Source organism: Clostridium sp. 1001270J_160509_D11 (assembly GCF_015667935.1).
Taxonomy (GTDB): domain Bacteria; phylum Bacillota; class Clostridia; order Peptostreptococcales; family Peptostreptococcaceae; genus Intestinibacter.
The window spans coordinates 1-13,353 of record NZ_JADPET010000077.1; the positions used below are offsets into that span (position 1 = coordinate 1).

Below are 13,353 nucleotides of genomic sequence, written 5' to 3' on the forward strand. Positions count from 1 at the left end.
GTATCCTACAGCGCTTTTCTTTTTTTCAAGATATTTAAGTAATTATTAGATTATATGATGATGTATAAGTCTATATTTATTAAATATTTTTTATTTTTAAATTTTGGAGGTAATTATTATGACAAAAGTCCCAGAAATATTTGGAAGTTTAGTATTTAACGAAACTGTGATGAAAGAAAGACTGCCTAAAGATGTCTATAAAGCATTACAAAACACTATAAAAGACGGTAAACCAATCGATTTAAAAGTTGCAAATGTAGTTGCCACTGCAATGAAAGATTGGGCAATAGAACATGGTGCTACCCATTTTACTCATTGGTTCCAACCAATGACTGGTATTACTGCTGAAAAACACGATAGTTTTATAAGTCCAACTAATGATGGAAAAGTAATCATGGAGTTCTCTGGTAAAGAATTAGTAAAAGGTGAACCAGACGGTTCATCATTCCCTTCAGGAGGTTTAAGATCTACTTTTGAAGCTAGAGGATATACAGTATGGGACCCAACTAGTTATGCATACTTGAGAAATGGTACTTTATGTATTCCTACAGCCTTTTGCTCATATGGAGGTCAAGTACTTGACAAGAAAACTCCTTTATTAAGATCAATGGAAGCTATAAATAAATCAGCTGTAAGACTTTTACATCTTTTAGGAGAAACAGATGTAAAAAGAGTTACTACTACAGTTGGTCCTGAACAAGAATATTTCTTAATAGATAAAAGCTTATACAATAAAAGAATAGATTTAAAATTTACTGGTAGAACTTTATTTGGTGCAAAACCGCCAAAAGGCCAAGAGTTAGATGACCATTACTTCGGTGCAATAAAGCCAAGAGTAGTTAAATATATGAAAGATTTAGATGAAGAATTGTGGAAATTAGGAGTTTTAGCAAAAACTAAACACAACGAAGTTGCTCCAGCTCAACACGAGTTAGCTCCTATATTTACAACTACAAACGTCGCTACTGACCACAACCAATTAACTATGGATGTTATGAAAAAAGTAGCTTGTAAACACGGTTTAATGTGTTTATTACATGAAAAACCATTTGCTGGTGTCAACGGTTCTGGTAAACACAACAACTGGTCTATATCAACAGATACAGGTAAAAATATATTAAGCCCTGGTAAAGACCCTATAAACAACAAAGTATTCTTAACTTTCTTAGTAGCAATAATCAAAGCTGTTCATGAAAATCAAGACTTACTTAGAATATCAGTTGCAGATGCTGGAAATGACCATCGTCTAGGTGGAAATGAAGCACCTCCTGCAATATTATCAATGTTTATAGGTACTGATTTAGAAAAAGTATTAAAATGTATTGAAGAAAACCTTCCATACAATGAAGAAACTTTAAATTCATTAGCAATAGATGTCGGTGTATTGCCATCATTTAAAAAAGATACTACAGATAGAAACAGAACTTCTCCATTTGCATTTACAGGAAATAAATTTGAGTTTCGTATGTTAGGTTCTACTGCTAATATAGCTTGCCCTAACACTATACTTAATACTATAGTTGCTGAATCTCTTGATTATGTTTCTGATTATATCGAAGGAAAAGACGATATAGATAAAGCTTTAAATGAAGTACTAAAGAAAATATTAAAAGAACATAAAGCTATAATATTTAATGGAAATAACTACGCACCTGAATGGGTAGTTGAAGCAGAATCTAGAGGATTATTAAATTTAAAATCTTCTGCAGAAGCTCTACCTCATTATACAGATGAAAAAAATATAAAATTATTTGAAAAACACGGAGTATATACTAAATTAGAATTAGAATCAAGAAAAGAAATACTGCTTGAAAAATACTCTCAAACTATAAATATTGAAGCACTTACAATGCTTGAAATGATCAAAAAAGATATTATACCAGCTGTATGTAATTATTCTAAAGATTTAACAGAATCTGCTTTAGCTAAAAAAGACTTATCTTCAGATATAGATATATCTTTAGAAACTAATTTAGTATCTAAAATCTCTTCACTAAGTAGCTGTTTAGCTAAGAAAACTGCTGATTTAGAAAAAGTTCTTTTAGGTGCAAAAGATTGTGATGATAGCGAAAAATTAGCTAAATACTATCATGATACAGTATTATCTCAAATGAATGAAGTTCGTGCTATAGCTGACGAACTAGAAACATTAGTAGGAAAAGGCTACTGGCCATTCCCAACTTATACAGATTTATTATTTAGCGTATAAAATATTTAAATTCATATTTTAACATAACTAAATACTATCTACACAAAGGCGTGTACTCTATCTAGATAAATGGTGGGTACACGCCTTTAATTTCTTTTTACCTTATGTATTTAGGATTTATAAATTTTTCAATATTTGCTTTATCTTTTATATTGGAAATTATGAAAATTTAATTATTAGGAGGATTTATTATGTATTCATCAGTCGATACGATTTGGGTATTATTAGGAGCTGCTTTAGTATTCTTTATGCAAGCTGGGTTTGCAATGGTTGAAACAGGATTTACTAGAGCAAAAAATGCAGGTAATATTATAATGAAAAACTTGATGGACTTCGCTTGTGGAGCGTTAGTCTTTTGGATATTTGGATTTGGTTTGATGTTTGCTGGCAGTGGTAAACTAATAGGCGGACTCGACTTTTTTATCCAAGGTAATTATGGTGTCGAAGGTAGTTATACTTCTTGGGCATATGTAATATTCCAAACAGTATTTTGCGCTACTGCTGCAACTATAGTTTCAGGAGCTATGGCAGAAAGAACAAAATTTAAATCTTATTTAGCTTATTCAATTGCAATAAGTGCATTTATCTATCCTATATCAGGTCACTGGATTTGGGGTGGCGGTTGGCTTTCTCAATTAGGATTTATAGACTTTGCAGGTTCTACTGCAGTTCATATGGTAGGTGGTCTAGCAGCCTTAGTAGGTGCTAAAATTTTAGGACCTCGTATTGGAAAATACAACAAAGACGGCAGTGCAAATGCAATACCAGGACATAATATAACAGTTGGTGCTCTTGGAGTATTTATATTATGGTTTTGTTGGTTTGGATTTAATGGATGTTCGACAACTTCAATGACTGGTGATGATAATTTAATTCTTGCAGGTAGCGTATTTGTGACAACTAATATAGCAGCCGCTGCTGCAACAGTAACAACAATGATATTTACTTGGGTTAAATATAAAAAACCTGATGTTTCAATGACTCTAAATGGTTCACTTGCTGGCCTTGTTGCAATAACAGCAGGATGTGCAGTAGTTAATCCAATTGGTGCATGTATAATAGGTATAGTCGCAGGCCTAACTGTAGTTGTCGTAATAGAATTTTTAGATCAAAAATTAAAAATAGATGACCCAGTGGGTGCAATAGGTGTCCATGGTGCATGCGGTGCAATAGGTACAATTCTTACAGGTGTATTTGCAGTAGATGGTGGTCTAGCATATGGCGGAGGTTTTCATCTATTAGGAGTTCAATGTTTAGGTGTATTAGCTGTTATGGCTTGGGTTTTAGTAACTACTACTATATTATTCAAAGCTATAGATGCTACTTTAGGTCTTAGAGTTAGTGAAGAAGAAGAAATCGTCGGCCTTGATAAATTAGAACATGGTCTATCAAGTGCATATGCTGACTTTGCAAAAGCAAGTACAGTTAGAAAATTAAAAACTGCAGCAGAAAAAGTATCTGTTGACAAAGCTGTTCCAGTACAACTAGTAAGCAAAAGTGCTTCTTCAGATATAGTAGCTTCTGATATTAAATTGACAAAAATTGAAATAATAACAGATCAAGATAAATTTAAAGATTTAAAAGATGCCTTGAGTGATATAGGCATAATGGGTATGACTGTTTCTAATGTTTTAGGTTGTGGTACTCAAAAAGGTGCTCCTAAATATTATAGAGGTGTTGCAGTAGAAATGGAATTACATCCTAAGATATTAGTTGAGATAGTAGTCGCAAAAGTGCCAGTACAAACTGTTATAGATACTGCTAAAAAGGTTTTATATACTGGTAATATAGGCGACGGTAAGATATTTGTATCATCTGTAGAAAATGCAGTTAAGATACGTACTGGTGAAGAAGGCGTAGATGCCCTTCAATATCCAGAAGAAAAAGCTAATTAATATGCTAGTTAACTATAATCTATTTATAATTAATTAGGTCATAGTAATTACATTTAATCCTGGGATTATGATAGAGGTATCATATCCTAGGATTTTTTAAATTTAAAAGGAGGAAAAATCAAAATTAGATTTTTCCTCCTTTTATTTCTATTTAAAATTATTTATTTACAACTCTTAATGCAGTTTCAACTACGTTTTCAACTGTAAATCCGAATTCTTTAAATAATATTGATGCTGGTGCAGATGCTCCGAAGTGATCAAGTGCGATTACTTCACCATCTAAACCAACGTATTTATACCATCCGAAAGAAGATGCAGCTTCTACAGCTACTCTATTTCTAACAGCGTTTGGAAGTACGCTTTCTTTGTATTCAGCGCTTTGTGCTTCGAATAATTCAAATGATGGCATACTTACTACTCTAGCGTCAATACCTTTTTTAGCAAGTTCATCAGCAGCACCCATTATTAATTCAACTTCTGAACCTGATGCCATAAGTATTACATCTGGAATTTCTTTTTGAGAGTCTTTTAATATATAAGCTCCTTTTAAAGCAACTTTTCCATCTATATCGTATAGTGGTAAGTTTTGTCTTGTTAATACTAATGAAGTTGGTGTAGTTTTGTTTGTTACAGCGTAGAACCAAGCAGCAGCAGTTTCATTTGAGTCAGCTGGTCTAAATACTGTCATGTTTGGTAAACTTCTAAGTGCAGCTAATTGTTCTATTGGTTGATGAGTAGGTCCATCTTCTCCAACACCTATACTATCGTGAGTTAATATATAAGTCACTGGTAAGTTCATTAAAGAAGATAATCTCATTGCACCTTTCATATAATCGCTAAATACGAAGAATGTCGCACAATAAGCTTTAAGTCCACCGTGAGCAGCTATTGCATTAGATATTGCAGCCATTGCATGCTCTCTTACACCAAAGTGTATATTTTGTCCACTTCTGTCTTCTTTTGAGAAGAATCCAGTGTTTTTCATATCACTTTTATTAGATGGTGCTAAGTCAGCAGATCCACCCATTAAGTTTGGTATGAATGATGTTAATCTATTTAATACATCTCCTGATGATTGTCTAGTTGCACATCCTTTTTCAAATTTCCAGAATTCTTCACTATTTAATAATTCATCAGTAACATCTAAATCATGCCATTTTTTATATTCTGCTGCTAATTCTGGATAAGCTTCTTCGTATTTTGCAAATAACTCATTCCAGTTTTGTTCAGCATTTTCACCGTTAGCTATATATGTTTCCATATTAGTGTAAACATCTTGTGGTATAAAGAAGTCTTCAGCTTCCCATTTCATTACTTCTTTCATTTCTTTTATGTTGTCAGCACCTAGTGGCTCACCATGAGCTTTAGCTGAACCTTGTCTAGCTGGACAACCATATCCGATTTGAGTTTTTACGATTATTATAGAAGGTTTTTCAGTTTCAGCTTTTGCTTCATCTATAGCTTTTGATATAGCATCTATATCGTTTCCATCTTCTATATTTAATACTTGCCATCCATAAGCTTCATAACGTTTAGCAACATCCTCTGTAAATGCTACATCTGTATCCCCTTCTATAGTTATGTTGTTTGAATCGTAAAGTAATATTAATTTACCAAGACCTAATGTACCTGCAAGTGAAGAAGCTTCTGAAGATATACCTTCCATTAGGCATCCATCACCTGTTATAGCGTATGTATAATGATCTACTATATTAAATCCATCTCTGTTGAATTTATCAGCAAGTTTTGCTTCAGCTATTGCAAAACCTACAGCATTACATATACCTTGTCCTAAAGGGCCTGTAGTTATCTCTACACCTTTAGTATGACCGTATTCTGGATGTCCAGGTGTTTTACTTCCCCATTGTCTAAATTCCTTTATGTCATCTACAGTTATTCCATATCCGAATAAGTGTAGTAATGAATACTCAAGCATTGAACCATGACCTGCAGATAATACGAATCTATCTCTGTTTTTCCAGTCAGGATTTTTACCATTGTGATTCATTTTTGTCCATAAAGTGTATGCCATACTAGCAGCACCAAGTGGTAATCCAGGATGTCCTGAATTTGATTTTTGTATAGCATCAGCTGCTAGTACTCTAATTGCATTAATACATTTCACATCTAAATTGTTCATATATTTCCTCCATTAAATTAAAACGTTGTGATAAAACTAAGGTCAATTTTTTTTATTTACCAAATGTAGCTTCCCAGTCTTTTTTGAACTTTTCTATCCCCTGATCTGTTAAAGGATGTTTTAACATTTGTTCAATTACTTTTGTAGGAACAGTAGCTATATCAGCTCCAGCAAGTGCTGCATCTATAACGTGTATTGGATTTCTAACGCTAGCTGCTATGATTTGTGTATCTATTTCGTGAACTGCGAATATTTCAGCTATAGTTCTTATTAAATCCATACCTGGTGTAGATATGTCGTCTAATCTTCCTAAAAATGGTGATACGTATGTTGCCCCAGCTCTTGCAGCAAGTAATGCTTGAGTTGCTGAGAATATTAATGTTACGTTAGTTTTTATTCCTTCTTTAGTTAAAACTTTTACAGCTTTTAAACCTTCACCTGTCATAGGTATTTTTACTACCATATTTGGATGAATTGCCGCTATTTCACGTCCTTCTACTATCATACCTTCTGCATCATCACTATTAACTTCTCCGCTTATAGCTCCATCAACTATTGATGCAATTTCTTTTATAGTTTCTTTGAAGTCTTTTCCTTCTTTTGCTATTAAAGATGGGTTAGTTGTTACACCGTCTATTACTCCCATGTCGTTCACTGCTTTTATTTCGTCAATATTAGCTGTATCTAAAAAAAATCTCATGTTTTAATCCTCCTTAACGTTTTCATATTTCATAATCATTATAACATGTATTATTCCAAATTCTACAAAAATATAATAATTTTTTATATAAAATATGATATAAACTTTATCTTTTTAATATTAATTTTGTAAAAAGTCGAAATTTGTAAATACTCGTAATTTCTCACAGATTTTCATCAACTTTTTATTTACCTCTGTATTTTAACTTAATTTTGTACGTACTAATGTCCCCAGAATCTCTAGATATAGAATACTCTATTACTCTATTATTATCATCATAAGTAATTGTTCTCACTTCTTGAAGTGGACTTCCAACTTTAAGTTTTAGCTTTTGAGCGTCTTCTCTCCCCGCCGCAACTACTCTAAATTCCTTTTCTGCATAACATATATTGATATTATATTCCTCTGACATTGTTTTATATAATGATACAGATGAAAAATCATATCTGTCCATATTGGAAAATATAGAGGCCGGCACAAAAGTTATAATACTCATCGCTGGGCGTTCATCTATAAATCTTACTCTTTCTAATTCATAGACTTCCTTTTCTTTATCTCCAAAAATCTGTTGTAATTTAGAATCTAATTTTATAGCTTTAATTGAAAGTGCTTCTGTTCTTATCTTATGATTACTTTCTTTAAATGCTTCTTCAAAGCTTTTTAAACTTCCCAAATCCCATGAATTTAGCTTTTCTCTTTCAGCAACAAAAGTTCCTACACCTCTACGTTTTTCAATATAACCCTCTTTAACTAGATTGTCGATTGCTTGTCTTACAGTTGTACGACTTACGCCATAGCTTTGTATTAATTCATGTTCTGTCGGTAGAGCTTTATTTTGCGGATATGTACCATCTTTTATCTTTTCTAAAAGTTTGTTTTGTAGTTGAAAATATAGTGGTAATGGACTATTTTTATCTATCATGTTTCTTCCTCTCTTAATAAATATACTTTAATCAATAATGATATAATTATCCCATTGATAAAACTTTTGGTCAAGAAATTAAAGACATATTTAATACGTTGTCATGATGTCATTATATCATATCTAATCCAAAAAACAATATTAATTAGAAAACTTTTATTATTTTAACCTAAATATGATATAATACTAAAATGATATAATAAAAATCATAAAGAAATCTGTATTCTAACGAAATACATTTAAGTATATAGATTTCTTTGAGATATATGTGAAGAAATTATGATTATTTAATATCTATAATTTCTTATTATTCTCTAAAATATAATATTTATGAAAAGGTGAATTAAAATGGCAAAATTTAAATATGCATTTGATGATAATAAAAGATACCATACTTGGAATTACTACCTTAGAAATAACTTTGGTGAAAAAGTATTTAAAGTCTCTTTAAATGCTGGATTTACATGTCCAAACTTAGATGGTAAAGTTTCAAAAGGTGGATGTACTTATTGTAGTAATAGTGGTTCTGGTGATTTTGCTGGAAATCCAGCAAGTCCATTAAGCGAGCAATTTGCAGAAATCAAGGCTATGATGCATAAAAAATGGCCTAATGCGAAATATATAGCTTATTTCCAAGCTTATACTAATACTTATGCTCCACTAAATGTATTAAAAGATAAATTTGAAGAGGCACTATCTTTTGAAAATGTAATAGGTCTTTCAATTTCTACAAGACCAGACTGTTTAGAAGATGATGTAGTTGATTATTTAGCAGAACTTAACGAAAGAACAAATTTATGGGTCGAGTTAGGTCTTCAAACTATACACGACGTTACATCTAAAAAAATAAACAGAGGACACGACTATAATACATTTTTAGAAGGGCTTAAAAAGCTTCAAGATAGAAATATAAAAGTTATAGTTCATATAATAAATGGACTTCCAGGAGAAGACTACGACATGATGATGGAGACTGCAAAAGCAGTTGCAGATATGAATGTAGATGGAATCAAAATACATTTACTTCACGTTATAAAAGACACTGCCCTTGCAAGATCATTAGAGAAAAATCAATTTGAACTTATGGATAGAGATGAATATATAAATCTTGTGTGTGACCAACTTGAAATACTACCTCCTGAAATGATAATACATAGACTTACAGGTGATGGAAAACGTGATGAGCTTGTAGGACCTATGTGGAGTCTTAAAAAATGGGAAGTTTTAAATGATATAGACAGAACTTTAAAAGAAAGAGACACTTATCAAGGAATTTACTATAAAAAATAACATTATACTTCAATAAATTACTTAAAATAAAAAAGACTTCACATATTTTGTGAAGTCTTTTTTATTTACTTACTACATTCTGATATAGTCTCAGTTTGATATTTGTCTTCTTCTATTTCTTCCTTAACATCTTCTATTGCTTTTACAGCTATAAAAGTAGACACTACCATAAATAATACTCCGAATAATTTAACAACAGAGAAATCTTCTCCAAGCAAAGTCCATCCTATTATAACTGATAAAACAAGTTCTATTGATGCAACTACACCTGCTATAGATAGTTCTACACCTTTTAATATACCTTTAGAATATACTATATAAGACATTGCAGTAGGTATTATCCCTATAGCAGCAATATATCCAAATACTTTTACAGAATCTATTTTTGAAATAGTTTCTACTGGATTTATTCTAAAGCACATTAAAATCGCAGCTATTAAAAATGCATAAGCACTCATAGTTATATTATCCATTTCTTTTAATGCATTTTTATTGAAAATTGGTAGCATTGCGTAAGTTATCGCTGCCATTATACCCGCAAAAATACCAACTGTATTTATACCTTCTAGTTGGATTTTACCTCCTGTTACTGCTAAGTATGCACCTATTACACAAAATACTAATGATAATATTTTTATTTTATTAATTTTTTCTTTATATACTATTTTAGAAAAAATCGCTACAAATACAGGCGAAACATAAAGTAGAACTGCTGCCATAGATGCACCTACCATAGAGATTGAACTCATATAAGATATATTAAATACTAATTGGCATACTATCCCTATTCCAAGTACATATAAAATTCCCTTTTTTGTTATTTTAAACATTGTAGGCATAGTTAGCTTTCCATATATACTAATTGCTATAAATCCGCCTATCATTCTGAAAAACGCTATTTCTTCAGATGAAAAATTATAATCACTAATTTTGCTAACTAAAAATCCTAAGGTAGACCAAAAGATTCCGGCTAATAAAATATAAAAATATCCTATTTTATTTTTCATAATTTCCTCCTCAATTATGAATTTATAATACTTTCCTAAAAATAGAATTAGAGTGCAAAATATCCACACTCTAATCACTATATCAATTTCCTATTAAACAATCTTTTGGTAATGTTTTCTTATTTTATATGCTCTACATAAAAATCAACTAACATATCTTGTTTTATTTGTTTTGCTTTTTCGTTATAACCTAAGTCTTCTAATATTCTAAATGCAAATTCTAATGCTGTAGCAGGTCCTCTACTAGTTATTATATTTTTATCTGTTACAACTATTTGATCTTCTAAATAATTTACTTTATCTCTACCTTTTATAAAACCTGGATATGATGTACACTTTCTATCATCTAATATTCCAAATGCTTCTAAAGTTTGTGGTGCTGCACATATAGCGGCAACTATTTTTCCTTCATTGTTAAATTTAATTGCCATATCTTTTACTCTTTTATCTAATAAATTATCAGCTCCTGGTAATCCCCCTGGTAAAACTATAGCATCGTATTCATCTTGATTGATATTATCTATTATACAATCAGATTTTACTGTTATGTTGTGAGTTCCCCTAACATACTCCTCTTTTATAGAGCATAAATCACATTTTAACTCCGCTCTTCTAAGTACATCTACAACTGATAGCGCTTCAATTTCTTCAAATCCGTCAGCTATAAATACTAATATTTTTTTCATATTTAAGTCTCCTTTACCTTTTATATAAAAACTTTTTAGGTTGTAAAATTTTTATTTTCTTGTTATTATTATAATAAATAATTAAAAGTTACAACTATAATTTAATTATATAATTATTATATGGAAGGTGCAATTAATGATTTTAAATACACATTTAACAATTTCAAATGCACTTATAGAAAATATAGATTCTAGTAAATCGTTTTTTCTAAGTGAAAAGAACTTTATTTATGGCAATATCAAACCAGATATGACATCTAAGTACGTTTTACATAAGCATTATTTAAAAGAATCTTTCGATATGATAATCGGAAAAATAAAATCCCTATGTAAATTATCACTTGATTTTATTGAAAAATATTTTTCTGTAAGTAAGTTTAGTCAAGAATTAGGCGTTATATGCCATTTTTTATGTGATTTTTTTTGTGTACCACATAGTCAACGCTGGGAATTTTCCCATAGTTTTAAAAAGCACGTAGTCTACGAAAGAGACCTTCAATTAATAGCTAAAGATACTAATTTTAACAAAATAATTGAAAGAGATTCTTTAAGTCATACAAGTGTCGAAGAATTTTTCAACAAATTATATAGACAATATGTAGAAAAAGAAGACTTTGAAAATGATTTATTCTTCTCAACTTATATGTGTAATAGTGTTGTTAATTATATTTTAGATTGTATTTTGGAAAACACTATAAAATCTTATTCACTGCAAATTTGTAGTTAATAAGTAGTAATAAAGTAATAATAACTAGAAACTGGATGCTTAAATACATTCAGTTTTTATTTTTTTGAAATACTAGAATAAAAAAATGGCCTCTTAATTATTTAAGAGACCGAAAATTATATTAGAAAGAGTTTTTAACTATTTAGCTTTGTTATGATGTTTTTGTTCCCAAAAATCAGCACCTTTTATTCCTAATCTAATTGGATCAAAACTGATTTCATCTCTTGGAACCCCTGCCTTTAATTGTGATTCATAATCATTAAAACACAATAAAGCCTTCTTTGATAATGCCAAAATAGCAATTAAGTTTAGCCATGCCATCATAGCTACACCAATATCCCCCATAGTCCATGCTAATCCTGCAGACTTAATGCAACCAAATGCTGTCATAGCTAATAAAGCTATTCTAAGACAATTTATAGATAATTTACTAGATTTTCCTCCAGTAAATTTTTTAACTAAGTATGTTAAGTTAACTTCTGCAATATAGTAATACGCCATTAATGTAGTAAATGCAAAGAAGAAAAGTGCTATTGCTACAAAAGCTCCACCAAAACCTGGTATCAACGTATTTATTGCATTTTGAGTATATACAGGCCCTATATCTTCTATAGCATATCCCGGCATATTCTCAACCATTATATTTTTAGTAAATTCATTAAAAGTGTTGTAACAACCTGTCATAAGTATCATAAATCCAGTTGCTGAGCATACAAATAATGTGTCTACGTAAACTGAAAAGGCTTGTACAAAACCTTGTTTTGCCGGATGTGAAACTTCTGCTGCTGATGATGCTTGTGGCCCTGTACCTTGACCAGCTTCATTTGAGTAAACTCCACGTTTTACACCCCAAGCAATTGTAGAACCTAATATTCCACCAAAACTCGCCTCTGCTCCAAATGCAGATTTAAATATTAAAGCTATAACTCCTGGTAAATCACCTATATTGGCAATTATAATTACAACTGCCATTAATATATATGCACCACCCATAAACGGTACTATAAATTCTGCTGCTGAACCTATTCTTTTTATTCCACCAAATATAACTACTCCTGTTAAAATAACTAAAAATACTGCTGTAACGTTTACACTTATTCCAAATGCATTGTTTATAGATACTGCTATAGAATTTGATTGTACGCCTGGAAGAAGTATTCCTATAGCTATAACTGTAACTATAGCAAATAAAGTTGCATATGCTTTAGAAAAAGTTGTACTTCCAAATCCTTTTTCTATGTAATAAGCTGGACCTCCACGATATTCACCATCGTGTTCTTCTTTATAAAGTTGACCTAAGGTCGATTCTGCAAATGCTGAGCCTGCTCCCAAGAAAGCTATTGCCCACATCCAAAACAATGCTCCAGGTCCTCCCCATGCTATAGCAGTAGCAACACCAGCTATATTACCAGTTCCTATACGACCTGCAAGCGCTGTACAAAATCCTTGGAAAGATGATATCCCTTTTTCAGATGATTGTCCCGAAAATAAAAGGCCTACCATTTCTTTAATATTTCTAATTTGTGAAAATCTCGTTCTAAAGCTAAAATAAATCCCCGAAATAAAACATAATACTACTAATGCATTGCTCCAAACAATATTATTTATGGTAGTAATTATATCCTCCATAATGTCCCTCCCTTTTTAGTTTTTAGTTGTTTAACTTATAATAAAACCTATATTAATTAAATTGTATTATCTTTTATATCATCATCTGTATATCCCTCATATATAGGTTTATAAGAATCCGGTGTTCTAATTTTACTAAATTCATTGA

At 31.0% G+C, this 13,353-nt stretch carries 10 protein-coding genes; 4 read left to right on the top strand and 6 right to left on the bottom strand.

Annotation, left to right across the window (positions count from 1 at the left end; translation table 11 throughout):
- The first annotated feature begins 118 nt into the window (after positions 1–118).
- On the top strand, positions 119–2,209 hold the full coding sequence (locus tag I4U58_RS08485) for a glutamine synthetase III (protein WP_195930865.1): 2,091 nt from the start codon (positions 119–121) through the stop codon (positions 2,207–2,209).
- Between the two features lie 191 nt (positions 2,210–2,400).
- Positions 2,401–4,104: an ammonium transporter gene (locus I4U58_RS08490; protein WP_195930866.1), complete on the top strand. Its 1,704-nt coding sequence runs from the start codon at positions 2,401–2,403 to the stop codon at positions 4,102–4,104.
- 157 nt (positions 4,105–4,261) lie between these two features.
- Here the strand turns inward: I4U58_RS08490 and tkt are convergent, their stop codons facing one another.
- The 3 genes from tkt to I4U58_RS08505 all read right to left on the bottom strand — a co-directional run bounded on the left by tkt (position 4,262) and on the right by I4U58_RS08505 (position 7,866).
- Positions 4,262–6,244 (bottom strand): transketolase, encoded by a 1,983-nt coding sequence (tkt, locus tag I4U58_RS08495; RefSeq protein ID WP_195930867.1) that lies wholly within the window; start codon positions 6,242–6,244, stop codon positions 4,262–4,264.
- Between the two features lie 52 nt (positions 6,245–6,296).
- Positions 6,297–6,944, bottom strand: coding sequence for a fructose-6-phosphate aldolase (gene fsa / locus I4U58_RS08500; protein WP_195930868.1), 648 nt, complete (start codon positions 6,942–6,944; stop codon positions 6,297–6,299).
- Between the two features lie 184 nt (positions 6,945–7,128).
- Positions 7,129–7,866, bottom strand: a complete 738-nt coding sequence (locus I4U58_RS08505; RefSeq protein WP_195930869.1) for a GntR family transcriptional regulator — start codon at positions 7,864–7,866, stop codon at positions 7,129–7,131.
- A gap of 348 nt (positions 7,867–8,214) precedes the next feature.
- Between I4U58_RS08505 and I4U58_RS08510 the strand changes: the two genes are divergently transcribed.
- A complete protein-coding gene (locus I4U58_RS08510; RefSeq protein WP_195930870.1) occupies positions 8,215–9,156 on the top strand; it encodes a TIGR01212 family radical SAM protein in 942 nt (313 codons plus the stop codon).
- Between the two features lie 65 nt (positions 9,157–9,221).
- Here I4U58_RS08510 and I4U58_RS08515 read toward each other — a convergent pair whose 3' ends face one another.
- Entirely contained in the window at positions 9,222–10,163 is a 942-nt protein-coding gene (locus I4U58_RS08515; protein ID WP_195930871.1) for a DMT family transporter, read from the bottom strand.
- Between the two features lie 119 nt (positions 10,164–10,282).
- Entirely contained in the window at positions 10,283–10,849 is a 567-nt protein-coding gene (locus I4U58_RS08520; RefSeq protein ID WP_195930872.1) for a DJ-1 family glyoxalase III, read from the bottom strand.
- A gap of 136 nt (positions 10,850–10,985) precedes the next feature.
- On the opposite strand from I4U58_RS08520, the gene I4U58_RS08525 reads away from it, so the two are divergent.
- Positions 10,986–11,576 carry a zinc dependent phospholipase C family protein gene (locus I4U58_RS08525; protein WP_195930873.1) on the top strand — a complete coding sequence of 197 codons (591 nt, stop codon included), beginning with the start codon at positions 10,986–10,988 and terminating at the stop codon, positions 11,574–11,576.
- Positions 11,577–11,714: 138 nt separating this feature from the next.
- Here the strand turns inward: I4U58_RS08525 and I4U58_RS08530 are convergent, their stop codons facing one another.
- Positions 11,715–13,205, bottom strand: coding sequence for an alanine/glycine:cation symporter family protein (locus tag I4U58_RS08530; RefSeq protein WP_195930874.1), 1,491 nt, complete (start codon positions 13,203–13,205; stop codon positions 11,715–11,717).
- Positions 13,206–13,353: the final 148 nt, after the last annotated feature.

What these genes read in the sequence shown, in the direction of transcription:
- I4U58_RS08530 (WP_195930874.1), bottom strand. Translation starts at nt 13,205, where the DNA reads ATGGAGGATATAATTACTACCATAAATAATATTGTTTGGAGCAATGCA.
- I4U58_RS08525 (WP_195930873.1), top strand. Translation starts at nt 10,986, where the DNA reads ATGATTTTAAATACACATTTAACAATTTCAAATGCACTTATAGAAAAT.
- I4U58_RS08510 (WP_195930870.1), top strand. Translation starts at nt 8,215, where the DNA reads ATGGCAAAATTTAAATATGCATTTGATGATAATAAAAGATACCATACT.
- I4U58_RS08490 (WP_195930866.1), top strand. Translation starts at nt 2,401, where the DNA reads ATGTATTCATCAGTCGATACGATTTGGGTATTATTAGGAGCTGCTTTA.
- I4U58_RS08520 (WP_195930872.1), bottom strand. Translation starts at nt 10,849, where the DNA reads ATGAAAAAAATATTAGTATTTATAGCTGACGGATTTGAAGAAATTGAA.
- I4U58_RS08505 (WP_195930869.1), bottom strand. Translation starts at nt 7,866, where the DNA reads ATGATAGATAAAAATAGTCCATTACCACTATATTTTCAACTACAAAAC.
- I4U58_RS08485 (WP_195930865.1), top strand. Translation starts at nt 119, where the DNA reads ATGACAAAAGTCCCAGAAATATTTGGAAGTTTAGTATTTAACGAAACT.
- tkt (WP_195930867.1), bottom strand. Translation starts at nt 6,244, where the DNA reads ATGAACAATTTAGATGTGAAATGTATTAATGCAATTAGAGTACTAGCA.
- fsa (WP_195930868.1), bottom strand. Translation starts at nt 6,944, where the DNA reads ATGAGATTTTTTTTAGATACAGCTAATATTGACGAAATAAAAGCAGTG.
- I4U58_RS08515 (WP_195930871.1), bottom strand. Translation starts at nt 10,163, where the DNA reads ATGAAAAATAAAATAGGATATTTTTATATTTTATTAGCCGGAATCTTT.